Annotated in this window: 30 protein-coding genes; 13 read left to right on the plus strand and 17 right to left on the minus strand. The window is 66.0% G+C overall.

Annotation, left to right across the window (positions count from 1 at the left end; translation table 11 throughout):
* Nucleotides 1-15: 15 nt before the first annotated feature.
* Both FIU83_RS06240 and FIU83_RS06245 read left to right on the plus strand, forming a co-directional pair.
* Complete coding sequence (locus FIU83_RS06240; RefSeq protein WP_172976037.1) at nucleotides 16-1,320, plus strand: acetyl-CoA carboxylase biotin carboxylase subunit family protein; 1,305 nt, start codon at nucleotides 16-18, stop codon at nucleotides 1,318-1,320.
* Between the two features lie 35 nt (nucleotides 1,321-1,355).
* Nucleotides 1,356-3,380, plus strand: coding sequence for a CocE/NonD family hydrolase (locus FIU83_RS06245; RefSeq protein WP_152483250.1), 2,025 nt, complete (start codon nucleotides 1,356-1,358; stop codon nucleotides 3,378-3,380).
* Between the two features lie 4 nt (nucleotides 3,381-3,384).
* On the opposite strand, the gene bioA is transcribed toward FIU83_RS06245, so the two are convergent.
* From bioA to FIU83_RS06320, 15 genes are all read right to left on the minus strand, one after another.
* Complete coding sequence (bioA, locus tag FIU83_RS06250; RefSeq protein ID WP_152483251.1) at nucleotides 3,385-4,656, minus strand: adenosylmethionine--8-amino-7-oxononanoate transaminase; 1,272 nt, start codon at nucleotides 4,654-4,656, stop codon at nucleotides 3,385-3,387.
* A 244-nt stretch (nucleotides 4,657-4,900) separates the two neighbouring features.
* Complete coding sequence (locus FIU83_RS06255; protein WP_152483252.1) at nucleotides 4,901-6,046, minus strand: site-specific integrase; 1,146 nt, start codon at nucleotides 6,044-6,046, stop codon at nucleotides 4,901-4,903.
* Nucleotides 6,047-6,196: 150 nt separating this feature from the next.
* Nucleotides 6,197-6,445: a hypothetical protein gene (locus FIU83_RS06260; protein WP_152483253.1), complete on the minus strand. Its 249-nt coding sequence runs from the start codon at nucleotides 6,443-6,445 to the stop codon at nucleotides 6,197-6,199.
* 2 nt (nucleotides 6,446-6,447) lie between these two features.
* Nucleotides 6,448-6,747, minus strand: coding sequence for a hypothetical protein (locus FIU83_RS06265; protein WP_152483254.1), 300 nt, complete (start codon nucleotides 6,745-6,747; stop codon nucleotides 6,448-6,450).
* Between the two features lie 103 nt (nucleotides 6,748-6,850).
* A complete protein-coding gene (locus tag FIU83_RS06270; RefSeq protein ID WP_152483255.1) occupies nucleotides 6,851-7,483 on the minus strand; it encodes a hypothetical protein in 633 nt (210 codons plus the stop codon).
* 26 nt (nucleotides 7,484-7,509) lie between these two features.
* Nucleotides 7,510-7,758 (minus strand): hypothetical protein, encoded by a 249-nt coding sequence (locus tag FIU83_RS06275; RefSeq protein WP_152483256.1) that lies wholly within the window; start codon nucleotides 7,756-7,758, stop codon nucleotides 7,510-7,512.
* Nucleotides 7,759-7,883: 125 nt separating this feature from the next.
* Nucleotides 7,884-8,285 carry a pyocin activator PrtN family protein gene (locus tag FIU83_RS06280; protein WP_152483257.1) on the minus strand — a complete coding sequence of 134 codons (402 nt, stop codon included), beginning with the start codon at nucleotides 8,283-8,285 and terminating at the stop codon, nucleotides 7,884-7,886.
* Nucleotides 8,272-8,565 carry a phage antirepressor KilAC domain-containing protein gene (locus FIU83_RS06285; protein WP_152483258.1) on the minus strand — a complete coding sequence of 98 codons (294 nt, stop codon included), beginning with the start codon at nucleotides 8,563-8,565 and terminating at the stop codon, nucleotides 8,272-8,274. The genes FIU83_RS06280 and FIU83_RS06285 overlap by 14 nt, the downstream gene beginning before the upstream one ends.
* Complete coding sequence (locus tag FIU83_RS06290; protein WP_152483259.1) at nucleotides 8,562-8,792, minus strand: hypothetical protein; 231 nt, start codon at nucleotides 8,790-8,792, stop codon at nucleotides 8,562-8,564. Before FIU83_RS06290 ends, FIU83_RS06285 begins: the two co-directional genes overlap by 4 nt.
* A complete protein-coding gene (locus tag FIU83_RS06295) occupies nucleotides 8,780-9,367 on the minus strand; it encodes a hypothetical protein (RefSeq protein WP_216645072.1) in 588 nt (195 codons plus the stop codon). Before FIU83_RS06295 ends, FIU83_RS06290 begins: the two co-directional genes overlap by 13 nt.
* Nucleotides 9,364-9,555: a hypothetical protein gene (locus FIU83_RS06300; RefSeq protein WP_152483260.1), complete on the minus strand. Its 192-nt coding sequence runs from the start codon at nucleotides 9,553-9,555 to the stop codon at nucleotides 9,364-9,366. Before FIU83_RS06300 ends, FIU83_RS06295 begins: the two co-directional genes overlap by 4 nt.
* Nucleotides 9,552-9,881 (minus strand): hypothetical protein, encoded by a 330-nt coding sequence (locus FIU83_RS06305; protein WP_152483261.1) that lies wholly within the window; start codon nucleotides 9,879-9,881, stop codon nucleotides 9,552-9,554. Before FIU83_RS06305 ends, FIU83_RS06300 begins: the two co-directional genes overlap by 4 nt.
* Nucleotides 9,874-10,068, minus strand: coding sequence for a hypothetical protein (locus FIU83_RS06310; protein WP_152483262.1), 195 nt, complete (start codon nucleotides 10,066-10,068; stop codon nucleotides 9,874-9,876). The genes FIU83_RS06305 and FIU83_RS06310 overlap by 8 nt, the downstream gene beginning before the upstream one ends.
* Nucleotides 10,069-10,136: 68 nt before the next feature.
* Complete coding sequence (locus tag FIU83_RS06315) at nucleotides 10,137-10,949, minus strand: toll/interleukin-1 receptor domain-containing protein (protein ID WP_152483263.1); 813 nt, start codon at nucleotides 10,947-10,949, stop codon at nucleotides 10,137-10,139.
* Between the two features lie 15 nt (nucleotides 10,950-10,964).
* Nucleotides 10,965-11,594 (minus strand): LexA family transcriptional regulator, encoded by a 630-nt coding sequence (locus tag FIU83_RS06320; RefSeq protein ID WP_152483264.1) that lies wholly within the window; start codon nucleotides 11,592-11,594, stop codon nucleotides 10,965-10,967.
* Nucleotides 11,595-12,116: 522 nt separating this feature from the next.
* On the opposite strand from FIU83_RS06320, the gene FIU83_RS06325 reads away from it, so the two are divergent.
* Together FIU83_RS06325 and FIU83_RS06330 are read left to right on the plus strand one after the other, a co-directional pair.
* Nucleotides 12,117-12,632 (plus strand): phage regulatory CII family protein, encoded by a 516-nt coding sequence (locus FIU83_RS06325; RefSeq protein WP_152483265.1) that lies wholly within the window; start codon nucleotides 12,117-12,119, stop codon nucleotides 12,630-12,632.
* Complete coding sequence (locus FIU83_RS06330) at nucleotides 12,625-12,834, plus strand: TraR/DksA C4-type zinc finger protein (RefSeq protein WP_152483266.1); 210 nt, start codon at nucleotides 12,625-12,627, stop codon at nucleotides 12,832-12,834. Before FIU83_RS06325 ends, FIU83_RS06330 begins: the two co-directional genes overlap by 8 nt.
* Nucleotides 12,835-12,836: 2 nt before the next feature.
* Here the strand turns inward: FIU83_RS06330 and FIU83_RS06335 are convergent, their stop codons facing one another.
* Nucleotides 12,837-13,364, minus strand: a complete 528-nt coding sequence (locus tag FIU83_RS06335) for a hypothetical protein (protein WP_152483267.1) — start codon at nucleotides 13,362-13,364, stop codon at nucleotides 12,837-12,839.
* 12 nt (nucleotides 13,365-13,376) lie between these two features.
* Entirely contained in the window at nucleotides 13,377-13,868 is a 492-nt protein-coding gene (locus tag FIU83_RS06340) for a hypothetical protein (protein WP_152483268.1), read from the minus strand.
* A 250-nt stretch (nucleotides 13,869-14,118) separates the two neighbouring features.
* Here FIU83_RS06340 and FIU83_RS06345 point away from each other — a divergent pair, with 250 nt between their 5' ends.
* The 9 genes from FIU83_RS06345 to FIU83_RS06385 all read left to right on the plus strand — a co-directional run bounded on the left by FIU83_RS06345 (nucleotide 14,119) and on the right by FIU83_RS06385 (nucleotide 21,702).
* A complete protein-coding gene (locus tag FIU83_RS06345; RefSeq protein WP_152483269.1) occupies nucleotides 14,119-15,153 on the plus strand; it encodes a PriCT-2 domain-containing protein in 1,035 nt (344 codons plus the stop codon).
* Nucleotides 15,153-16,610 carry a primase-helicase family protein gene (locus FIU83_RS06350; RefSeq protein WP_152483270.1) on the plus strand — a complete coding sequence of 486 codons (1,458 nt, stop codon included), beginning with the start codon at nucleotides 15,153-15,155 and terminating at the stop codon, nucleotides 16,608-16,610. Before FIU83_RS06345 ends, FIU83_RS06350 begins: the two co-directional genes overlap by 1 nt.
* Before the next feature lie 236 nt (nucleotides 16,611-16,846).
* Complete coding sequence (locus FIU83_RS06355) at nucleotides 16,847-17,227, plus strand: hypothetical protein (protein WP_152483271.1); 381 nt, start codon at nucleotides 16,847-16,849, stop codon at nucleotides 17,225-17,227.
* A gap of 277 nt (nucleotides 17,228-17,504) precedes the next feature.
* The gene (locus FIU83_RS06360) at nucleotides 17,505-18,077 is read left to right on the plus strand and encodes an N-acetylmuramoyl-L-alanine amidase (RefSeq protein ID WP_152483272.1); all 573 of its coding nucleotides are present in this window, start codon (nucleotides 17,505-17,507) and stop codon (nucleotides 18,075-18,077) included.
* A gap of 40 nt (nucleotides 18,078-18,117) precedes the next feature.
* Entirely contained in the window at nucleotides 18,118-18,468 is a 351-nt protein-coding gene (locus tag FIU83_RS06365) for a phage holin, lambda family (protein ID WP_152483273.1), read from the plus strand.
* Entirely contained in the window at nucleotides 18,465-18,929 is a 465-nt protein-coding gene (locus tag FIU83_RS06370) for a hypothetical protein (protein ID WP_152483274.1), read from the plus strand. Before FIU83_RS06365 ends, FIU83_RS06370 begins: the two co-directional genes overlap by 4 nt.
* A gap of 105 nt (nucleotides 18,930-19,034) precedes the next feature.
* Entirely contained in the window at nucleotides 19,035-19,364 is a 330-nt protein-coding gene (locus tag FIU83_RS17625) for an HNH endonuclease (protein WP_253939554.1), read from the plus strand.
* A 141-nt stretch (nucleotides 19,365-19,505) separates the two neighbouring features.
* Nucleotides 19,506-20,018, plus strand: a complete 513-nt coding sequence (locus FIU83_RS06380) for a phage terminase small subunit P27 family (protein WP_152483275.1) — start codon at nucleotides 19,506-19,508, stop codon at nucleotides 20,016-20,018.
* Nucleotides 19,981-21,702: a terminase large subunit gene (locus FIU83_RS06385; RefSeq protein WP_152483276.1), complete on the plus strand. Its 1,722-nt coding sequence runs from the start codon at nucleotides 19,981-19,983 to the stop codon at nucleotides 21,700-21,702. Before FIU83_RS06380 ends, FIU83_RS06385 begins: the two co-directional genes overlap by 38 nt.
* The last annotated feature ends 4 nt before the right edge of the window (nucleotides 21,703-21,706 follow it).

Here is a 21,706-nt window from a genome sequence, read left to right on the forward strand (position 1 = left end):
CCTGGAGGAATCCCCATGCGCTGGAACGTCTTCATCGTCGGCCAGGATCCGCTGTCGCATCGGCTGCTGCCGCACCTTCGCCATGCCGAGGAGTATGTCTTTCATCCGCTGCTCTCCCTCGAGCAGGTCGTGCACGCCGCGGAATACCCCTTCGATCGCCTGGTGGAGGAGGCGCTTGACGAGCTCGCGCGCTTCGAAGGCCCGGTGGACGCCATCGTCGGCTATTGGGACTTTCCCACCAGCGGGCTCTTGCCCGTGCTGCGCCAGGCCCGGGGGCTGCGTGGCCCGTCCCTCGAGGCGGTGCTCAAGTGCGAGCACAAGTACTGGAGCCGCCTGGAGCAGGCGCGCTCGGTGCCGGAGTGCGTGCCGGCCTTCCAGGCGCTGGACCCCTTCGACCCGCGGGCCGTCGAGTCCGTGGAGATCGACTATCCGTTCTGGCTCAAGCCGATCAAGGCGCACTCCTCGCACCTTGGCTTTCGCATCGAGAGCGCCGAGCAGCTGCGCGAAGTGCTGCCGCTCATCCGCGCCGGCATCGGACGCTTTGGCCGGCCCTTCGACGAGATGTGCGCCCATGCCGCGCTGCCCGAAGAGGTGGCGGCGATCACCGGCCATCACTGCATCGCCGAGGCGATCATCTCGGACGGGCGCCAGTGCACCCTGGAGGGCTACGTGCAGGGCGGGGAGGTGCACCTGGTGGGCATCGTCGACAGCCTGCGCGACGACGACCACCCCTCCGTGCTGCTGCGCTACGCGTATCCCTCCTCGCTGCCCGAGGCGCTCCAGCAGCGCATGCTGGCGCTGACCCGGCGCTTCATCGCCCGGATTGGCTTTGATGACGGGCCCTTCAACATCGAGTACTTCCACGACGCGCAGCGCGACCGGCTCTGGCTGCTCGAGGTCAATGCGCGCCTCTCGCGCTCCCACGCGGCGCTCTTCCGGCTGGTCGACGGCGCGCCGCACTTCCAGGTGATGGTGGACGTGGCGCTGGGCCTCGCGCCGCGCATGCCCCATCGCGAGGGACCCTACGCCGTGGCCGCCAAGCAGATGCTGCGGGTCTTCGAGAATGGCCGGGTCGAGCGGGTGCCGAACGAGGCGGAGATTCGCCGCGTCGAGGCGGCGTTCCCGGGCACCCTGGTGCAGCTCAACGTGGCGCAGGGGATGCGGCTCTCCGAGCTCAGGCACCAGGACTCCTTCTCCTGGGAGCTGGGCGTGCTCTTCACCGGGGCCGAGAATTGCGAGGCGCTGGAGGCGCGCATCGCGCAGTGCCGCCGGATGCTGCCGTTCAGGATCGCGCCGCTGGCGGACGAGGAGGGGGCCTGAATCGCCGTCGCCGGCCATGATCAGAGGAGGAGGCCATGCGTATCGTCACCGACTTTCCCTACCGCGTGGCGTGCCACGACCCGGTGTGGATCCCCATGGACGACGGCGTCACGCTCTGCGGACGGCTCTGGCGGCCGGTTGGCGCGGACTCGCGGCCGGTGCCGGCCATCCTGGAGTACATTCCCTACCGGCTGCGCGACGGCTCGGCGCGGCGCGATGCCCAGCACCACCGCTACTTCGCCGGCCACGGCTACGCCTCGATCCGCGTCGATATCCGCGGCAGCGGCGACTCCGGGGGCGTGCTCACCGACGAGTACCTGGAGCATGAGCTCCTCGACGGCGAGGCGATCCTGCGCTGGCTGGCCGCCCAGCCCTGGTGCGACGGCCGGGTCGGCATGATCGGCATCTCCTGGGGCGGCTTCAACGGCCTGCAGCTGGCGGCCCGCCGGCCCCCCGAGCTCGGCGCCGTGGTCAGCGTCTGCTCCACCGACGATCGCTACGCCGACGACGTCCACTACATGGGCGGCTGCCTGCTGGGGGACAACCTCTCCTGGGCCTCGACCATGTTCGCCTACAACGCCCTGCCGCCGGACCCCAGCGTGGTGGGCGAGGCGTGGCGTGAGATGTGGCACCGGCGCCTGGAGGGCAGCGGGTTGTGGCTAGCCACCTGGCTCGAGCACCCCCACCGCGACGCCTACTGGCGCCACGGCTCGATCTGCGAGGACTTCTCCCGGGTGCAGGTGCCGGTGCTGGCGGTGAGCGGCTGGTCGGACGGCTACTCCAACGCCGTCAAGCGCCTGGTGGCGAACCTGCCCGGCCGCTGCCAGGGGCTGATCGGCCCCTGGAGCCACAAGTACCCGCACCTGGGCGAGCCGGGGCCGGCCATCGGCTTCCTGCAGGAGTGCCTGCGCTGGTGGGACCAGTGGCTCAAGGGACGCGATACCGGGGTCAAGGAGGAGCCGGCGCTCAAGGTGTGGATGCAGGACAGCATGCCGCCGACCACCCGGGTGGGCTGCCGGCCGGGGCGCTGGGTCGCCGAGCCCTGCTGGCCCTCGCCCAATATCGTGCAGGTCAAGCTGCCCCTCTCCCCCGACCGGCTGCACCTCGACGGACGCTCCGTCGAGGAGGAGAGCGTGCTGACCGTGCAGTCGCCGCTGACCTGCGGGCTCTTTGCCGGCAAGTGGTGCTCCTATGCTGCCGGCCCGGATCTGGCCCACGACCAGCGCCAGGAGGACGGCGGCGCCCTGACCTTCGACAGCCCGCCCCTGGAGGCGCCGCTGGAGGTGATGGGGGCGGCGGTGGTGGAGCTGGAGCTGGCCGCCGACCGGCCGGTGGCCATGGTGGCGGCGCGCCTCTCCGACGTGGCCCCCGACGACAAGGCGACCCGGGTCACCTACGGCCTGCTCAACCTCACCCACCGCGAGAGCCACGCCGCGCCGAGCCCCCTGACGCCGGGCCGCCGCTATCGCGTGCGGCTGCAGCTCAACGACGTGGCCCAGGTGTTTCCCCGGGGGCACCGGCTGCGGCTCTCGCTCTCCACCTCCTACTGGCCGCTCGCCTGGGCGCCGCCGGCGCTGGTGCGCCTGACGCTCTTCGATCGGGGCTGCGCGCTGCACCTGCCGGTGCGTCCGCCCCGCGAGGAGGACAGCCGGCTGGCGTCCTTCGCCGAGCCCGAGGCGGCCCCGAGCATCGAGACCACCCGCCTCGCGCCCGGCCATCACAACTGGTACGTGCATCGCGACCTGGCCGAGGACCTCTCGGTCCTGGAGGTGATCAACGACAATGGCCGCCTTCGCCTCGAGGACTCCGGGATCGAGGTGGCGACCCGGGCGGTGGAGACCTACGCCTGCCGCGACGACGACGTCGACTCCCTGGAGGGCACGACCCACTGGGAGCGCTCGCTGGCCCGGGGCGACTGGGCGGTGCGCACCGTGACATTCACGCGCCTCACCTCGGATGCCGAGACCTTCCGGCTGCACGCCACCCTGGACGCCTACGAGGGGGAGACCCGGGTCTTCTGCCGCAGCTGGGACCTGCGCCTGCCGCGCCGGCTGGTGTGAGCGCTCAGCGCGCCAGGAACCAGCCCTTCATGGCATCGGTGATGCGGCGCATCTCGGCCTCGCTCGTCACGTAGGCGGGCATGGTGTAGAGCCAGCGGCCGAAGGGGCGCAGCCAGACGCCTCGGTCGCGGGCGAAGTCGGCCACGCCCTTGAGCGACGCGGCGTCGTGGACCTCGATCACCGCGGTGGCGCCGAGCGCGCGCACGTCGGCGACGTCCGGGTGGGCGCGCAGCGCCGCATCCTCGACCAGGGCCTCGCGCAGCATGGCGTTGAGCGCCGTAATGCGGCCCAGGTAGTCGTCCTCCTCGAACACCGCCAGGCTCTCCAGCGCCACCCGGCAGGCCAGCGGATTGCCCATGAAGGTGGGGCCGTGCATGAAGGCGTGCAGCTCGCTGTCGCCGACGAAGGTGTCGTGGACCCGATCGGTGGCAAGCGTCGCGGCGTGGCCCAGGTAGCCGCCGGTCAGCCCCTTGGAGAGCACCATGATGTCCGGCGTCACATCGGCGTGGTCGGCGGCGAACATCCGCCCGGTGCGTCCGAAGCCGGTGGCCACCTCGTCGAAGATCAGCAGCACGTCGAACTCGTCGCACAGCTCGCGGGCGCCGCGCAGGTAGTGGGGCGAGGTCATGTTGAGCCCGCCGGCGGCCTGCAGCAGCGGCTCCATCAGCAGCGCGCCGATCTCCTCGTGATGGGCCTCCAGCACGCCGCGCAGGGCGTCGAGGTCGGTCTGCACTGCCTCCTGGGTGGCGTCGAAGCCGGCGGTGGGGGCGGGGGCGAAGTGGTGCTGGGGCAGGAAGCCCGAGAACAGCGAGTGCATGCCCTCTTCCGGATCGCACACCGCCATGCAGCCGGCGGTGTCGCCGTGGTAGGCCTTCATCAGCGTCAGCATGCGGTGCTTGGCCGGCTTGCCGCGCAGGTAGTGGTACTGCACGGCCATCTTCATGGCCACTTCCATGCCCACCGAGCCGCTGTCGGAGAAGAAGACGTGATTGAGGCCCTCGGGCGTCACGCGCACCAGCTCCCGCGCGAGGCGGTCGGCGGGCTCGTGGGTCAGGCCGCCGAGCATCACGTGGCAGAGCTCGTCGGCCTGGTGCTGGATGGCCTCGACCAGGCGCGGATGGCGATAGCCATGGATCATGCACCACCAGGAGCAGGTGGCGTCGAGCAGCGTCTCGCCGCCCTCCAGGGTAAAGGTCGCGCCCTCGCCGCCGACCACCTTGGGGGCCGGGCGCTGGGTCTTGAGGTGGGCATAGGGGTGCCAGACGGGGGACGTCATGAGGGCCTCCGAGGAGTCGGCAGAGAGTGAAGGGGGCGAAAACCGCGAGGGGCAACGGCCCGGTGCGCCGCGGATGGGAGCGCAAACGATGGACACGACGCATCGCCGTGCCTTCTCGAGGAAAGCCGGTGCGAGAGAGAGCGAAACGCTGTGTTGAGATGGTGCGGATGGGGAGACTTGAATTTTCTAGGTTTCACGTAATTTCAATATGTTAGGTGAAATTGCTGACTAGTTACTGACCATTCTATCTGAACATCTCCACGGCACGCATTCCGACCTCGGGTGAGGAGTTCGGTACCCACTTGGCGTAAGTGCGGGCGGTGAACACCACATCGCGGTGGCCGAGCTGCTTGCTTACCCAGGCCAGGGGCTCGCCAGCGGACAGCATCATCGAGGCGAAGGTGTGCCGCGTCTGGTACAGGGTACGGTACCGCACGCCGGAGCGTAGGACCGCCGGTCGCCACAGCTTCTCGCGTATGTCGGCGTCGCTGCGGAACGGTTGCTGGCCGCGCGGCCACAGAAAGATGCGGCCGGAGGGATTCAGCCTGGTGAATTGCTTCTGTGCCTTAAGGGCCTCGGCGGCCGGTGGTAGGAGGGTGACGGTACGGCGACCCGCGGCGGTCTTCGTGTCCTCCAGGTTGCCTCGCGCTTCGCGCGTGCTCGACTTCGATACCATGATCTCCATGCGCTTCCAATCGATGTCGCCCCACTCGAGGGCGATGTATTCGCTGGGCCGCATGCCCGTCCAGAAAGCGAACTGGAAGAGAGGGCGCACCTCGTCGCGCATGGCCGCCAGAATGGCGATCTGTTCGTCCCGGGTGAACGGGTCCGGGCCGCGGCTGGAGGTAGGGCCCTGGTTGCGCCGGTAGTGCCAACCCTTGATGGGGTTGGAGTAAATCAGCTGGTCGTGCATGGCGTCGCTGAGGGCCGAACGCAGCACGGTGAGAATGTTGCTGATCCGCTTGTTGCCGCAGGAGAGCGTGGTGACCCACTCGCGCACGGCGGGGCGCGTTACCTCCGGTAGGGTCAGGTTACCCAGCTCAGGGATGATGAGCCTCTCGATGATCGTGGTGTAGGTGCGGATCGTGCTGGCCTTGAGCGTGGGCTTCTTGGCCTCAAGCCAGCTTCGCAGATAATGGTCGAGCCGATCGCCCCGCAGGAACTTGCGGGCGTTCTTGCTGCGGGGAAAGGTGACCTGGTAGTCGAAGGTACCGGCCTCGATCGACGCGATGACAGCGGCGCGATGGCGCGCCGCCTTCTTCAGGTTAGCGGGGGTGGGCTGGAGCTTGAGGCGTTCGCGGCAGCGGGCGCCTTGGTAGTAGAAGTCGATCTCGACAGTGCTGGCCGAAGCGATCCTGACCCCTTCGTGGTGACTCCGCTGGTTACCCACCTTGCGTATCCCTCCAGTGACATCAGCACCCGTCCGTCCGGTGCTTTCATGAATTCATGGCCATTGCGCCATTGGCCGCGACGGATTTTCGAACGCACCGCTTCCTCGCTGTAGCCGGTGAGTTCTGAGAAGCGCTCGATTGTGACGTGGTCAACGGGCAGCATAGTGACTCCCCACTGGTAGCACGTTGGCGCCGATGTGGCATGGCGTCATGTGATGCCTAATGCCATCCGTGCAGTGTCTCGTGACGTCTTCCGGGGCATCCTGTTCACTGGTGACCGCCAGTCGATCGACGCGATCCTGGGCGATGACCACCATGGTGCGATAGCGCAGCCTGGCGCGTCGGCTCTGCTTGATATGTTCCTCGAGCTGGCCGAGGACGCGGCTGAAGAGTGGCATGTTCAGTCGCCTCCCTTGGCTTGGCAGCGTTTCTCGTGGGCCCGGGCGCGCAGCCAGTTCGCCATCTGGTGCATGGCCGGCACGCAGTCATCGGCGGCCTCATCCAGTGCCTCGGCCTGGGCGATTTGCCGATCCCTGCCGTTCAGCACGTCCTGGGCCAAGGCGATCTTTTCGCGCTCTAGGCGGTCGCGCTCCTTGAACAGCGCGTGCACAGCGGCGATCTCGTCGGGGTTCAACGAGCAGGGTGCGCCGATCTCGAGGCGACGGCGCACGAACTGCTGGAAGCTGGCGGTGTAGTTCATAACGCCTCCCCGATCGGATGCGCAGCATCCTGCTCAAGGATGCCGTCATTGGCGAGTTTCTGTGCGAAATTCTGCTCAGAGTGGTGGACCCGGGCGATGGTGTTCACGCCTCACCTCCCTGCCGCTGGGCAGCGCGGTCGAGGCGTTCGATCTCGGCGAGGATCAGGGCACCGGCCTTGACCAGGTTGCGGCGCGGATCGGCGCTGGGCTTCCACCACTTGTCTGCCCAAGGCCAGATGGCGGTGCTGGCGGTAGAGCCTCGGCCCGTATCGGCATGGTGGGCATAGCTCGCGGCGGCGTTTGCCAGTTCGCCATGCTGGTACCCATCATCGCGCTCGCGGCTGAAACTCTCGGTCGAGAGCTGCCGCATGCGCTCGCGGTAGACGTCCAGGTATGGGGCGCTGAAGTGGCTGTTCGGGCCGGCGAAGGCGGAGTCGGCGCACAGCAGCAGTTGGGCGAACACCGTCTTGGCGCGCACGGCGACGCTGTAGAGGTCGCCTTCGTCGTTCTCGCTGCGATCGAGCTCGCTGAAGCCCGGCGGGTGCTCGAAGGTGAGCCCGTCGATATAGGCCTGGGAGTCGTTGGCGTAGGCGTCGATGGCCGCGGGGTCATCGCAGGCCGGGTCGATGGGCGGATCAATCAGCTTGATGCTGACCTCGAAGCCGAAGGGCTCGAGGATGTCCTGGAAGGGCTGTTCCTCGAACAGCGGGTGATCGAGCAGCTGGTGGGTGTGCATGTGGTCTCTCCTGTGGTGGGCAGGATCTAGCGGTGGTGGCGGTAGCGCATGGCGCGCTGATCGGCGACGTAGCGCACGAAGGCCGCGTCGCCGAGGCGTGCGTGGATCTCGGGTCGGCGCTGGGTCCAGCGGGTCATGGCGCTGGGCGAGATCCCGGCATCGCGGGCCATCTGGGTGAGCGATTCGCCCGGCTTGCCGGGCGCCCGCTTGGGGGCGGGCGCCTTCTTCTGGGGCGCTGGCCGTGCGTCTTGCCATTCGCGTGCGGTGAGTTTCATGGCGTGCCTCTAGTGCCAGATCAGCCAGCCCAGCGCGAGGCCGGCGACGAAGACGTAGCCGAAGTGCAGATACGCGCCGAGCAGGCTGAACAGTTCCATGGCTTCCTCGTCGGGTTGCGTTCCGGTCAGTCCGCGGTGCCCGTGGGCGCGCGGAAATCGGTGGTCGGTACCGCGTCGATCATTCGCCGGCGCAGCTGCTGGTCGCTCTTCGACGTGGTGATCATCATCTCGCGCTGGGCGGCGGCTTCGCGGGCCTGGTGCTCGAGCAGCGCCGCCAACTGGTAGAGGCAGATGAATCCTTGGGCCTTGTAGGAGCGGTCGAGCGTGACGATGGGCAGCGGGATCTCGCCGTCGCGCAGGGCGCGGCGGAAGCGCTCGGCGCTGCGGTTGCGGAAGTAGCGCAGGCGCACCGTCTCGAGCGGGATCAGCACGTCGCCAAACTCGCGGTAGAGCAGGGCCACGGTGCTGACCGGCTCGGCCTCGTCGAGCCAGGGCGGCGGCGCGGTGGGCGGCTCAGTGCGCGGCATCGTTGGCGGCCTCCCGCTCGGTGACGACGTCGCGGCCCAGCCGGTGGGCGATGTACATCAGCCCCCGCTCGGTGACGAGCGTCTTGCCGTAGGGGCGCGGCTGGCCGAGCCCCACGTGCTCGTACTGGCGCAGTTCGACGACCAGGCGCCCTGTGCTGGTGTGCTCGCGGGTGCCCAGGTTGTGCTGGTCGAGCATGCCTAGCTCGCGCAGCTGCTGGCACAGGGTGGTGCGGCCGGTGCCGAGCAGCGCGGCGGCCTGCTGGAGGGTGTAGCGCTTCATGCCAGGTCCTCCGTGCGAATGCCCAGGTCGTTCAGGGCGGCGTCGAGGGGATCGCGCTCGGTGAGCGCGACGGGATCGTCGAGCAGCGCGCTTTCCGCCATGGCGTAGGCGTGGAACCAGGAGGTGTCGCTGTGCCAGGTGACGGCGCGGGCGTAGCGCATCATCCAGCGGTCGCGCTGAAGGCGCTGCCACCAGCGGCGGAGGCGCCAAGCGGTTATGCGAAGCATGCGGTGGCCCCTCCGGCGTCGATCATCTGCTCCACGGCGATGGTCAGGCGGGCGTTGAGCTCGTCGAGGTCGCCGCCGTTGGTGATCAGCTGGTCGCGCTTGTGCAAGGCGATGCCGGCCTCGCTGAGGTGCGCACGTACCTGGGCGTTGCCGGGCCTGTGAAGGTGGATCACGGTGCCGCCGTGCTGGCGGATCCAGTCGGCCTCCTGGGGGAAGCGCACGTCGCTGAACACGGCCCCCTGAAAGCGCTCGGTCTCCACGTCCTCGAGCATGGCGAGGCGGCGCTCGGCGAGCTTGACCCAGAAGTTGGTGCCATAGAGGTCCCGACCCCATTCGGTGTCCAGGGTCTGCATTAGCTCGCGGGGGCTGAACTCAATGCCGGGCAGCGGGGCCTCCTTGGCCTCGCCGTCCAGGGCGTGAACGTCGATGTCGAGCATAGCGCCCAGGGCGTCCTTGATCGGATCGGCGAAGTTGATGCGGGCCAGCCCGAAGCGCTCGGCGATGATTTTTTGGGCGGTGCTCTTGCCGCAGCGGGCGGGGCCGGTGAGGCCGATCAGCAGCTTTGTGGGGGTCATGAGCTTCTCCTCTCGCGGTGTTCGAGCCAAGCGCCCAGCAGGCAAGCGGGCAGGATGAACAGGGCCACCACCAGCAGCAGGCCGACCATCACGGCGACGCCGGTGGCCGCCTCGCTGGCGTGCAGAGGCAGCAAGCCCACCATCAGCTGGGCCATGGTGCGGAAAGGGTCGAGGAGGGCGGCGATCATGCGGCACCCCCGGGCGAGGGCAGGTAGCCCTCGAGCTTGGTGATGATGTCGCCCAGCGCCTTGAGGCTGTCGGGCTGGGCGAGCTCGTGTGGGGGCAGGTACAGCCGGGCGCTCCAGCTGGCCCGGTGGCTGCCGTCGCCGCCATCGCTCTCCGCCTGGTGTGCCGGCGGCACGAGGTGGACATACACGCTGTGGACGGTGCCGCTGTAGTGGTAGCAGGCGACGTGATCGGTCTGCAGGCTGACGTCGATCCAGAGATCCTGGATGCGCGCCATCAGGCAGCGATGGGCGCTGGTGAGCTGCTGGAGGGGGATGACCTCAGCCACGGGCCACCTCCTGCGCCTGGTGCAGGCAGCGGGCGGGCTCGATCAGCGGCAGCAGCCGGATGTGGCGGGTGAAGGGGTCAGGCAGCGCGAGGTGGCCGGTGGCCAGCTCGACGCGCTTTACCGCCTGTGGGGTGGCGGCGGCCGGGTGCAGGTAGACCCGGGCCTGGGATGGGCGTGTGGTGTGCATTGCCATACTCCGTGGTGGGCGGGTATGGCATGAGGTTCGTACCTATATGGTGTTCTTGTCAATACCTTTTAGGTATCTTCTCCATCGTTGCCTTCCTCATTGTCGTCGCGGAATTTGCGGAAGTGCGTGGGCGAGCCGTGCTTCTTGATCTCTACTTTTCTGATTTGGTTGTCGTTATTTTTGTTATATTTGTTCGATGAAATGTATCTGCTTATAATTTTGTTTATATCGTCAATGGTAAGGTCTTCGTTGGTTTTGCTTTCATTTTGGTTGGAGCTTTTTGATGCCTCTCTTCTTTCTAGTCCTGCAAGCCTGTTGGAGAGAGATCTCGTGGTGAGGAGTATTTCGCTAAGTATGTCATCGGGTTTTCTCTCTTCTTCTTCAGTTTCCGAGGTGTCGTGAGATTCCTCGATTCTGGCAAGCCCTGATTCATAATCAGGCCAATACTTTTCAAAAACTTTCTCTAGTACGCTTACGTCTAGTCCGGAATCGCCAAGCAAATTGTTTAGCATATAAATAAGGCGCAATATGCTTTCTTTTGTTGGGAAGGTGTGGTTGAAGTTTGCGAGAGGGTTGTTTATGTCCTGTGGCTCTAGGTCAATTAGGAATGTGCAAACTCTGTTGCTTGAAAGGCCCTTTGCTAGGGCTCCGGACTCAAACATGATCCATGGGCTGTTTTTGTTTTCTTGAGTCAAAAAAACAATGCCAATCCCAGTGTCGTTCAGCTCGTTAGAGATCTCAGTAAACCACAGTGAGCCTCCGTCAATGCCTTTGGTTGAGATCCAGGGGCGAAGTGACTGCAAGACGCATTGCAGCCATTCGTTTGTCAGTTCTGCGACTGCTTTGCTTTTTGCACCTGACCAGCTAAGAAATACCTTCACTTTTAAGCTCCATTGTTAAAGGTCTTCAACCCTCCAGCGGGCTTTTCCTATTATTGTCCATTCACCGTCCATGCGTGTGTAACGAGGTTCGAAACTGGGGTTTATGGCACACAAGTACAGGTCGTCACCCTCGGTGCGCAATTGCTTAAATGTGCCTGAGTTGTCACTCAGCCGCATGGCGTATACAAAATCACCGTTATGCCACTCTAGGTCAGGGTCGATGACAATCTTGTCGCCCTCTTGGAACCTAGGTTCCATGCTGATGCCTTCAATCCTGAGTGCAAACGCTTGAGGGCCTGTTGGTCCGGGTGCAAGCACATACTCAGAAACGTGGGCGTCTTCGATGTTTTCCATGACTTTCCCTGCCGATGCCTGGCCTAGCACCGGCAGCCGCCGCGTCGAAGTGGTTACCACCGCGGCGTTCTCATCATGTAAAGGTTGGTCTAGGAAGCCCTTCGGCAGATCCAAGCAAGCCTCTATGTGCCGGGCTAGGTTGTTGCCTATCCCTTTGTGTGCTGAAGCGCCCGCTATGGCGCTCACCTGTCCTTGGCTTCTGTCGATCAGGTCGGCGAAGGCCTTCAGGGTGAGGGCGCGGTCACTAATGATCGCCTGTACGCGGCGTCTGCGGGTCGTCGTGATGTCCATTCATGAAGCATCCTTGACATTACCCAAATGGTAAACGAGCATTGTGGTGTTGGTAATTTGATACCAAAAAGGTATTGAGGTGTCGTTATGAAGCTATCTGACTACCTTCGTGAGCTGGACCGGCCTGAGGCTAATGGCTGCATTCCGCTGGAGCAGTTTGCTGAAAGGGCAGGTACCACAGTGGGTTATCTACGCGTTCATGTTCTTCGCGCACGGAAACCTGCTTCCTTGAGGTACATGCGCCGCTTGGCGCAAGCAAGCGAAGGAAGGGTCTCTTTGCTTGAAGTGCTCGTTCACTACGGAGTGCCCTCCGAAGAGCTGAAGATGGAGCAGGCCGCCTAGCAAGGCGGCCTGCGGGTGCCGGAGGACCTACCCACCATAGGTCCATCCTCCGGCGATGTGCCGGGAGTGTTTGCCCACCACGAGCGACTCCCGGCGATGTGATGCACACCACATGCGATCACGTTTGCAGGATAACGCAATCGGCAGCGGGTCGCATGGCAACGACAAGGGAGTAATGTCATGACCCGCCGTTGGCTCTCCTCTCAGGAGCGCGCCCAGCGCGAAGTCCTGCCCCTCAATCTGGCCCTGTACCACGCGGCCCGTGAATACCCGGGCGGCGTGAAGGCTGTGGCGGCCATATATGGGCTGAACGCCACCACCCTGCAGCACAAGCTAAGCCCCACCCACGAGACGCACCGTGCCAACATCGATGATATCGAGGCGGTGCTGGCCGCTACCCGCGATCCGCGCATCCTGGATAGCCTCGGCGAGATCGCCGGCGGCTGCTTGTGGGTGTGCCCAGTGGAGCGGCGCGGTACCGATCGCAACGGCGAGCAGCTCGACGTGCTCGAGCACCTGGCCAGCGTCCATGACCGCCTGGGCGACATGATCGCCAGCGTGCGTACCAGCCTCGAGGATGGCGTGGTCGACGAACGCGAGCGGGCCGAGCTGCGCAAGCGCGCCCGCCAGACCATGGAGGCGGTACTTTCGCTGGAAATGGCCGCCAACGGCGCGGGGGAGGTGGCGCATGGATAACGCCGATCGCGCTCAGGAACTCATCGACCAGCGCCTCGAGGACGCGCTGGCCGCCCGCCGGGCGGCATCGGCTCAGGCTGTGCAGGCCCAGTGCACCGATTGCGAAGACTGCGGGGAGGATATCCCCGCGGCCCGTCGTAAGCGCCTGCCGGGCGTGGTGACCTGCGTGGCGTGCCAGACGCGCCGGGAGGGCAGGCGGTGATGTTAGCTAGTCGTCAACCATTGTATGAGTTGCTGACTGGAGGCGGCGCCTTGGTCAAGACCGTAGGTGATCAGTCGCGTGGTCAGCTGCTTCAGGCCCTCTTCTCGCATGCCCTTCAAGGCGGCAATGAGTCCGGGTTTTTCATCCTCAGGCACCTGATCACTCGCGATGATTCTGGTTTCGATCAGGTCGCGGATGCTGTCCGCATGCAGGCGGACGGTGACAGTGCCAAGTATCGCCGAGAGCCCACCGTCGTCGGAGAGGAAGTCCATCCCCGCAGCAGTGATAGTGGCGCTTCCCTTGAGTGTAGGGCCATGCCAACGGGCTATTCCGGGGCGGTGTTGAGAGGGATGCCGAGCGCGTTCGACCCGCTCGAGTGTAACCAGGCCATGCTCCTCAAGGTAATGGAGGTTCACGCTTGCAGGGCACTCGAGGTCCACGGGATCAAACAGGTCAGTCACGGGATTCGGGTATCTTTCACCCAGCGTGTTCAACAAGTCCCTCTGTACGTGCCTGTCGAGCAACTGCATTTTCGACTCCTTTCAGCTGACAGCCTTGAGCAGGCGGTTCCATGTCGTCATGGGCGTCAGTTCTGTCTCGTCGAGTCCAAGCTCCTTGCATACATCGAATTCGGCGATCAATCGCAAGCCCTCGATCTCGTTGAGATCACTGCCATGGAGCTTCGCCAGCTCACTGTCTATTTCATCATCCGACAGTCGGCGGAACCTGCTCCACAGGTCGGCATAGCTCTGCTTTCGAAAATTGGCTTGCAGCTTCTTCTCGGCAGGCTTGAACAGTACCTGGGCCACTGCCACCACGGTGAGTGCACCGCCGGCCACGCTGGCGAGGATGCCGCTCTGATTGACCATCGAACCGACGCCGCCCGCCAGGCCCAGCAGTGTGGCACCTGTCAGCAGCACGTCGGCATTTCGCGCCAAGTTGGCATGCAAGGTGAGAAGGCGAATGGAATAGCGGATTTCGTACTCCATGTCGTCGCGGTTACGTGGCCTGTCTTCCGGTTTCGTCGCTTCCATCTGTTTTCCTCACCTTGTGGCTCATATCAGCCCCTACTTGGTGCCCGGCCGGCGATGGATGGGCACGTGTGCCCTCCCGGGACGGTCGGGATCCGGCAGATCACGGGGCTGAGGCTGGCGATCTGGTTTCTGTTCCTTTGTCATGGGCACTCCTTGGTTTCCGCGTTGGGCTTCTGGTTGGCACCACTAAGCCTATCGTATGACCAAGATGAGTGCCCTCCCTACAACGTCCAAGGCGAGGGGGTGACCTATGCAGCATGATCCCCTGACCCTGGACGAACTGCGTCTCGCCCTGCAGCACATCGCCGCCGATGACCGCGAGACGTGGGTCAGCATCGGCAACGCCTGCAAGACGGAGTACGGCGACGACGGCTTCGCGGCCTGGGACGAGTGGAGCCAGCAGGCGGCAAGCTACAAGGCGGCGGATGCCAAGAGCGTGTGGCGCAGCCTGACGCCGGGCCACGTGCACCTGGGCACCATCATCAAGCTGGCCGCCGATGGCGGCTGGAAGCGCGAGCGTCGCGAGATGAGCGCCGAGTATCTCCGGCGACTGAAGGCCGAGGCAGAGGAGCGCCGCCGCCGGGCGGCCGAAGCGGTGGAGGCGGACCAGGCCAAGCTCGAGCGCATGCGCGAGGCGGTGGCCGAGGCCTGCCAGCGGGTGTTCGAGCAGCATCTGCAGGATCACGGCGCCTCGCCCTACCTGGACCGCAAGGGCGTGGGCGCCTACGGCGTGCTGTTCCCGCGCCGCTCGCTGGTGGTCAACGTCGACAGCCTGCGCGAGCGGGTGGACGTATGGGCGGGGCAGGAGACGCGCCAGTTCTGGGCGGATGTGCCCAAGCCCCGGCCGGATCACCTGCACTTCTTCCACGTGCGCCAGGGCGACCTGGTGGTGCCGCTGCGCGATGCCGGCGGCAAGCTGTGGGCGCTGCAGACGATCAACCACCTGGGCACCAAGCTGTTCCCGCGGTTCGGCCGCAAGATGGGGTGCTTTCACCTGATCGACCGGGCCGGCGATGCGGTGCCGCCGGTGGTGGCGGTGGCCGAGGGCTACGCCACGGCGGCGAGCGTGCACGAGGCGACGGGCTGGCCGGTGGCCGTGGCGCTGGATCTCGGCAACATGGCCCGGGTGGCGCAGCTGGTGCGGCAGATGTTCCCCCAGAGCCAGCTGATCCTGTGCGGCGACGATGACCCGGAGACGAAGGACAACCCCGGCCGCGCCAAGACCGAGGCGCTGGCCGAGAAGCTGGGCTGCGCGGTGGCCTTCCCGAGCATGGAGGCCGCCTGATGGATTGGAACGATCTGCACCAGGCCCGCGGCCTGGACGCTGTGCGCGAGCAGCTGACCGCCGCCGTGGAAGCGGCGAATGATGAGACCCTCCCCGTGGCCCCCTCCCGGGAGAGCGGCGACCAGACGGATGAGGTTACCGCCGCGCCCGCACACCCGCCGGAGGGGGAAGGGGAGGACAATCCCTTTGGCGTTCGCGTCAGCAAGGGCGACATGCTGCAGCACTTCCGGCTGATCTACGGCACGGATCTGGTCTGGGATGGCCTTCGACGCAAGCTGATCCGGGTACCGCACGTGCGCGAGGCGGTCGGCCGCGAGACGTTCAAGGAGTGGCAGGACCACCCGTGGCGGATGATCGCCGAGGAAGTGGTGTTCGATCCCACAGAGACGATCGACCCGAGGCTGTCGGTCAACCTCTACGACGGCTTCAAGATGGAGGCGGATTCGCGGGGCCGGCAGGGCTGCGAGCGGATCCTCAACCATGTGTGGCGGCTGTGCGGCTATCGGGAAGAGGAGTTCTTCTGGCTGCTCAAGTGGATGGCGCTTCCTCTGCAGTGGCCGGGCACCAAGATGGCCACGGCGGTGCTTGTGCACGGCTCGGAGGGCACGGGCAAGTCGCTGCTGTTCGAGGGCATCCTGAAGCGGATCTACGGCGAGTACGGCATCACGATCGGCCAGGCCCAGCTGGAGAGCCAGTTCACCGGCTGGCAGTCGCGCCGTCTGTTCGCGCTGGCCGAGGAGGTGGTCAGCCGGGCGGAGAAGGCCCACTACAAGGGCGTGCTCAAGCACGTGGTCACCGGCGACGAGCTGCAGATCAACGAGAAGAACATGCCGCTGCGCAGCGAGCGCAACCATGTGAATTTCGTCTTCCTCTCCAACTCGACCGTGCCCCTGGAGCTCGACCTGGGCGACCGGCGCTACTTCGTGCTCCACGTGGAGGATCTGCCTCCGCCGGCCTACTTCGAGGCGCTGGCCGAGGAGATCGACCAGGGCGGGGTGGAGTGCTTCTACCGTTACTTGCTGGATCTCGACCTGGCGGGCTTCAAGGCACACACCAAGCCGCCGCTCTCGGATGCAAAGCAGAGGCTGATCGATTCGAGCCTCTCGCCGGCGCGCTTCTTCGTCCACGAGTGGCGGGCGGGCGACCTGGGGCTGCCCTATGGGGTGGTGGCCGTGGCGGACCTCTGGAAGGCGTTCCTGCGATGGTGCGAGAACACCAACGAGTTCAAGACCAAGCAGCGCTGGTTCTGCGACGAGGTGGCCCGCGATCTGGTGCGTGATCGACGCGACATCCGCTACCCGGCGGCCAACGGCGAGTTCAAGACGACGCGGCTGTTCGTGCCGCCGGAGCAGGCGGACAAGATCGGAAAGGCCGGCTGGCCCGACCATGCGGCCAAGGAGGCTCGCGACTTCCGCTTCAAGCTCGAGGTGAAGGCCGACGAGGGGGCTCGCTCATGATTCCGACAGTCCGACAGACCATCAGACGCTCTATCAGACGCAGGATTGCCACAACCACGCGGTTTCCGACAGTCCGACGCCGATTTCCCGAGTAGCCCGTGCGCGCGTATGCGCATGACTAACCCCTTATTATTTCTGTCTGACTGTCTGAAGAATGAAGTAACTGTCTGTCGTTATTGGGGAAATCGTTCAGACAGATATTCCGACAGAGGGTCAGACGATCCGACGGAGGCGATATGATCAAGGAAATGGACGAACTTCTGCAGCATTGGGCCGACCAGCACCGCGGCCAGGGTATGCGCCAGTGCTCCCCCCTGGGGCGCCTGGTGGAGTTCCGCGGCGTCCCGCCGCGCTCCGGTGGCCCCAAGGGCAGTCGCGATCCGCTCAACCTGGGCGACATGGACGACGCCGCCTGGCAGGTGGAGCAGGCCCTTCAGACCCTGGAAGACAAGCACCAGGTGATTGCCCACGAGCACTACCGCTGGAACGGCTACTCCGACGAGAAGGCGCGGCGCCTGGGCCTGCCTCGCCGGACCTACTACGACCAGCTGGACGCCCTGCACCACGCGCTGCTGACGGCGATGCGTCATCACATGGGGCGCCGCCGCCGTGGGTGAGGGTGCCGATACCCTGTGTATTGCGGCGACCTACGGTCGACCGGCCAGCGTATTACGGCGTTGGCATTACCGGTCGGTTGATGCCACCGCACTCGGGGGCCATCATTCCGATACCGTCAGATAGCTGCGCCTGATCGGGTTCTCTCTTGTAGTCGCCTCGTTCGCCCCGGCCCTTGTGCCGGGGCGCTTTCGTTCAGGCGCAGCTGACGCACCGAGTTACTCCCGCCGTGGTGGGCGGCGCCGCCTTCGGGCGGCACTTTTCGTTCTGGAGGGTGCCATGGGCTGGGTGACCGAGGTGGACGCGATTCCCCAGGCGGGGCCCCAGCGCCACACCGTGGTGATCAGCGCCGGGCACAGCAACCGCGACCCGGGCGCGGTGGCCCATGGCTACCGAGAGGCGGAGATCGTCACCGAGTTTCGCAACCTGGTGAGCCAGGCGCTGGCCCGGCAGGGCATCCGCCACCTCACCGACGGAGATGGCACGGACAACTGGCCGTTGAACAAGGCGGCGGCGCTGGCCGGCGGCGCCTCGATCGCGGTGGAGTTCCACTGCGATGCGGCGAGCCCCTCGGCCTCCGGCACCTGGACGCTCTCCCGGGATGACCAGCTGCCGCTGGCCGTCAAGCTGTGCCACGCCACGGCGGACGCCCTGGGCATCCGCAACCGCGGCGCCCATCCCGAGGATGCCGGCCAGCACCATCGCCTGGCGTTTGTCAGCGACGGCGGCGGCATCGTCCACGAGCTGTTCTTCCTGACCCACAAACAGGACCTCGCGGCGTACATCGCCGGCAAGCGAGGGCTGGCCAGCGCGGTGGCGGGCGTGATCGCCGCTGCCGCCCGTGCCGAATAAGACCCATAACCAACACGCAGGGACGCCAACGAGGTGTTCCATGAACCGTATGAGAGATGCCATGTCAGGCCCTGATAAGGACCCTCAGTTCTTGCAGGCGGCGCTGGCCTATGTGGCCAGTGCGTGGCCGCAGCTATATGCGGCGGGCCTGGCCTTCGTGGTCGCCCTGGTGCGGGGTCTCCACGCTGGCAACGCGAAGCGCAAGAGTTGGCTCGAGGCAGTGATGTGCGGCTGCCTGGTGCTCGCGCTGTTCCCGCTGCTGAGTTACTTCGGTCTCCCTGGTGCCCTCGCGGCCAGCATCGGCGCCGTCATTTCCTTCATGGGTGCTGTCTGGATCCGTGAGCGTATCGACCAGGCCTACGACAAGATCATCGGCAGGTGGCTGAAATGATCCGCCGCATCTTGAGTGCCGGGCCGGTCTGGCTGCTGGCCGTGCTCCTGGGCATCACCGTGTATGCCGGGATGCAGGCGCGCCATTATGCCGAGGCGTTGGGGGCCAGCCAGGCCCGCGTGGCTCGCGTCGAGGATCGGGCGGCCATTCTGCTCGAACATCAGCGCTGGCAGAACCGGCAGATAGCGACGATGACCGAGGCGCTGGGCGAGCGCGACGAGCGCTTGCTGCGTGATGGCGAGCTACTCGACCTGGTGCGCCAGGCCGCCCGCAACCTGGAGCGAGACGATGCCAAGACTGCTGATTGGGCCGGGCAGCCTAGCCCTGCTGCTGTTCGCCAGTGGCTGCGCGACCTCCGCACGGGAGCCGGTCACGGTGCCGGTGGCGATGGTGCCGGAGGTGCCGAGCTTCCTGGTTCGCCCGCTGCCGGCCCCGACGCGGCAGGTGACGCGCAACCGTGATCTGCTGCAGCTGCTGGCCGACTACGAATCACTGAGGCGCCGGGCTAACGCCGACCGCGCGGCCGTGGCAGACCTGCTGGACCAGCCCGGCTCGGCAGGTGAGAAGTGAGCGAGATACCCAGCGCTTACGATGACCGCCGCGGCAGTAGTGCCCAGCGAGGTTACGACAATCGCTGGAAGAAGGCCCGCGCCGGCTACCTGCGCAAGCATCCGCTTTGCATTATGTGCCAAGCCACTGGCCGCTTGGTGCCGGCGGTGATCGTCGATCACATCAAGCCCCATCGGGGTGACATGGTCCTGTTCTGGGACCGGAACAACTGGCAATCGCTGTGCAAGTGGCATCACGACAGCGTGAAGCAACGCATGGAGCGCGGCGGTCTCGCCGCGTGTGACGAGTCCGGCATCCCCACCTCGCCTGGCCACCATTGGAGCTGAAGGGGAGGGGGGGTATCGAAAGTCCACGGCCCTCGGACCCTCGACCGGTAGCCTTCCCTTCGCGTATCGAAGCGGGAAAAAAGGGAGGGGGGTACCTCGAGCCTGCCGGGGGCTCTGGCCATCAACCATAGGAGGTTCGCCATGGCGGGCAACCGGAATTCCGGGCGTAAGCCGTTGCCGGCGAACGTCCACGCGCTGCGCGGCAACCCGAGCAAGAAGCCCTCGCACGAGCTGGAGCATACCGGCCAGCAGCAGCTGCCGGCCGAGATCCCGCCGTGCCCGGCGTTCCTGACCAAGGATGCCAAGGCCGAGTGGAAGCGCATCGCCAAGGATCTCCAGACCCTCGGCCTGATCAGCAAGCTGGATCGCGGCGAACTGGCCGTCTACTGCCAGGCCTGGGCCGACTGGAAGGTCGCCCGGGAGAAGATCAGCGCGATGGAGTCGGCCGGCTTCGTCGAGACGACCCCGAGCGGCTACAAGCAGATGAGCGCCTGGATGCAGCTGGCCAACCGCGCGGAGGAACGCATGCGCAAGGCCGGCAGCTCGTTCGGCCTGAACCCGTCGGCCCGGGCCAGCCTCGGGGCCGGCACGGTGCAACAAGGAGAGCTGTTCCCCAATGAGCAAGCCGAGACCGCCCGAAAGTACGGCCTGTGACGATCGCGCCACAGCCTACGCTCAGGCGGTCGTTGCCGGCGAGCTGATCGCCGGGCCCCAGGTGCGCCACGCCTGTGCGCGTCACCTGCGCGACCTGGAAGAGGGACCGGCCCGCGGGCTCTATTGGGATGTCGAGGCGGCGGCCCATGCCATCGGCTTCTTCGAGGACGTGCTGCGCCTCAACGGCGGGCGCTTCGAGGGGCAGCCGTTCGAGGTGCTGCCCTGGCAGGCCTTCATCGTCGGCAGCCTGTTCGGCTGGAAGGGCGAGGACGGCTTCCGCCGCTTCCGCGTCGCCTACGTCGAGACCGCCAAAGGCTCTGGCAAGTCGCCGTTGGCCGGCGGCGTCGGGCTCTATGGGCTGGTCGCCGACGGCGAGCACCGCGCCGAGGTCTACGCCGCGGCCACCAAGAAGGACCAGGCGCAGATCCTGTTCCGCGACGCCGTGGCCATGGTCGACCAGTCGCCGCTGCTGGCCCATAGCATCGCCAAGAGCGGGGCCCCGGGGAAGGAGTACAACCTCGCCTTCCACAAGACGGCCAGCTTCTTCCGCACGGTGAGTGCCGACGATGGCCAGTCAGGCCCGCGGCCTCACATCGCCCTGCTCGACGAGATCCACGAGCACAAGACCGCCATGGTCGTGGAGATGATGCGCGCCGGCACCAAGAGCCGCGAGCAGGCGCTGATCTTCATGATCACCAACAGCGGCACGGATCGCTTGACCGTGTGCTGGGACTATCACGACTACGCCGACAAGATCGCCAGCGGCGCGCTCGAGGACGACAGCTTCTTCGGCTTCGTCTGCAGCCTGGACGAGACCGACAACCCCTTCGAGGACGAGCAGTGCTGGTACAAGGCCAACCCCTCGCTGGCCTACGGCATCCCCGGGCTCAAGTACCTGCGCGAGCAGGTCACCCAGGCGCGCGGCATGCCCTCGAAGGAGGCCACCGTCCGGCGTCTCAACTTCTGCCAGTGGGTGCAGGCCGACAACCCGGCGATCAGCCGCGACGCCTGGCTCGCCACCCAGGACGAGGACTTCGACCACGACCTGCTGATCGGCCGCCGCTGCGTCGCCGGCCTCGATCTCTCCAGCACCCAGGACCTGACCTCCCTGGTGCTGATGTTCGAGCCGATCGAGAGCGACCCGGTGTGGCGCATGGTGCCGTGGTTCTGGTTGCCGGCGGACGGCCTCGCCAAGAAGGGCGAGCAGGATCGGGTGCCCTACCTGGCCTGGCAGAAGGCTGGTCACCTCGATACCACCCCCGGGCGGGCCATCAACAAGCGCCACGTGCTGCACAAGCTGGTGGAGATCACCGAGCGCTACGACCTGCAGGGCATCGGCTACGACCGCTGGCGGATCGAGGATCTCACTTCGCTGATCGACGACGAGGGCCTGAGCCTGCCGCCGCTGACCCCGGTCGGCCAGGGCTTCAAGGACATGTCGCCGGCGGTGGACGAGTTCGAGCGTCGCCTGGTCAACGCTGAGCTTCGCCACCAGGGGCACCCGGTGCTGACCTGGTGCGCCGCCAATGCGGTCTACGCCGAGGATCCGGCCGGCAACCGCAAGATCAACAAGGCCAAGAGCACCGGCCGCGTCGACGGTGTCGTCGCAGCGGTGATGGCCACCGCCCTGACGCTGGGCGAGCTGGCCGAGCCCGAGCCGGAACCCGGTTTCATCATCCTGTGACGGG

Origin of the sequence: Halomonas sp. THAF5a, assembly GCF_009363755.1 — a bacterium.
Taxonomy (GTDB): domain Bacteria; phylum Pseudomonadota; class Gammaproteobacteria; order Pseudomonadales; family Halomonadaceae; genus Halomonas.

Coding starts and splice junctions, on each gene's coding strand:
- FIU83_RS06335 (WP_152483267.1), bottom strand. CDS start 13,364: ATGCAGTTGCTCGACAGGCACGTACAGAGGGACTTGTTGAACACGCTG.
- FIU83_RS06260 (WP_152483253.1), bottom strand. CDS start 6,445: ATGCCACTCTTCAGCCGCGTCCTCGGCCAGCTCGAGGAACATATCAAG.
- FIU83_RS06245 (WP_152483250.1), top strand. CDS start 1,356: ATGCGTATCGTCACCGACTTTCCCTACCGCGTGGCGTGCCACGACCCG.
- FIU83_RS06290 (WP_152483259.1), bottom strand. CDS start 8,792: ATGCTTCGCATAACCGCTTGGCGCCTCCGCCGCTGGTGGCAGCGCCTT.
- FIU83_RS06310 (WP_152483262.1), bottom strand. CDS start 10,068: ATGCACACCACACGCCCATCCCAGGCCCGGGTCTACCTGCACCCGGCC.
- FIU83_RS06320 (WP_152483264.1), bottom strand. CDS start 11,594: ATGGACATCACGACGACCCGCAGACGCCGCGTACAGGCGATCATTAGT.
- FIU83_RS06350 (WP_152483270.1), top strand. CDS start 15,153: ATGGATTGGAACGATCTGCACCAGGCCCGCGGCCTGGACGCTGTGCGC.
- FIU83_RS06300 (WP_152483260.1), bottom strand. CDS start 9,555: ATGATCGCCGCCCTCCTCGACCCTTTCCGCACCATGGCCCAGCTGATG.
- FIU83_RS06370 (WP_152483274.1), top strand. CDS start 18,465: ATGATCCGCCGCATCTTGAGTGCCGGGCCGGTCTGGCTGCTGGCCGTG.
- FIU83_RS06360 (WP_152483272.1), top strand. CDS start 17,505: ATGGGCTGGGTGACCGAGGTGGACGCGATTCCCCAGGCGGGGCCCCAG.
- FIU83_RS06345 (WP_152483269.1), top strand. CDS start 14,119: ATGCAGCATGATCCCCTGACCCTGGACGAACTGCGTCTCGCCCTGCAG.
- FIU83_RS06385 (WP_152483276.1), top strand. CDS start 19,981: ATGAGCAAGCCGAGACCGCCCGAAAGTACGGCCTGTGACGATCGCGCC.
- FIU83_RS06380 (WP_152483275.1), top strand. CDS start 19,506: ATGGCGGGCAACCGGAATTCCGGGCGTAAGCCGTTGCCGGCGAACGTC.
- FIU83_RS06280 (WP_152483257.1), bottom strand. CDS start 8,285: ATGCCGCGCACTGAGCCGCCCACCGCGCCGCCGCCCTGGCTCGACGAG.
- FIU83_RS06330 (WP_152483266.1), top strand. CDS start 12,625: ATGGATAACGCCGATCGCGCTCAGGAACTCATCGACCAGCGCCTCGAG.
- FIU83_RS06325 (WP_152483265.1), top strand. CDS start 12,117: ATGACCCGCCGTTGGCTCTCCTCTCAGGAGCGCGCCCAGCGCGAAGTC.
- FIU83_RS06265 (WP_152483254.1), bottom strand. CDS start 6,747: ATGAACTACACCGCCAGCTTCCAGCAGTTCGTGCGCCGTCGCCTCGAG.
- bioA (WP_152483251.1), bottom strand. CDS start 4,656: ATGACGTCCCCCGTCTGGCACCCCTATGCCCACCTCAAGACCCAGCGC.
- FIU83_RS06275 (WP_152483256.1), bottom strand. CDS start 7,758: ATGAAACTCACCGCACGCGAATGGCAAGACGCACGGCCAGCGCCCCAG.
- FIU83_RS06240 (WP_172976037.1), top strand. CDS start 16: ATGCGCTGGAACGTCTTCATCGTCGGCCAGGATCCGCTGTCGCATCGG.
- FIU83_RS06295 (WP_216645072.1), bottom strand. CDS start 9,367: ATGACCCCCACAAAGCTGCTGATCGGCCTCACCGGCCCCGCCCGCTGC.
- FIU83_RS06285 (WP_152483258.1), bottom strand. CDS start 8,565: ATGAAGCGCTACACCCTCCAGCAGGCCGCCGCGCTGCTCGGCACCGGC.
- FIU83_RS06365 (WP_152483273.1), top strand. CDS start 18,118: ATGAACCGTATGAGAGATGCCATGTCAGGCCCTGATAAGGACCCTCAG.
- FIU83_RS06355 (WP_152483271.1), top strand. CDS start 16,847: ATGATCAAGGAAATGGACGAACTTCTGCAGCATTGGGCCGACCAGCAC.
- FIU83_RS06270 (WP_152483255.1), bottom strand. CDS start 7,483: ATGCACACCCACCAGCTGCTCGATCACCCGCTGTTCGAGGAACAGCCC.
- FIU83_RS06340 (WP_152483268.1), bottom strand. CDS start 13,868: ATGGAAGCGACGAAACCGGAAGACAGGCCACGTAACCGCGACGACATG.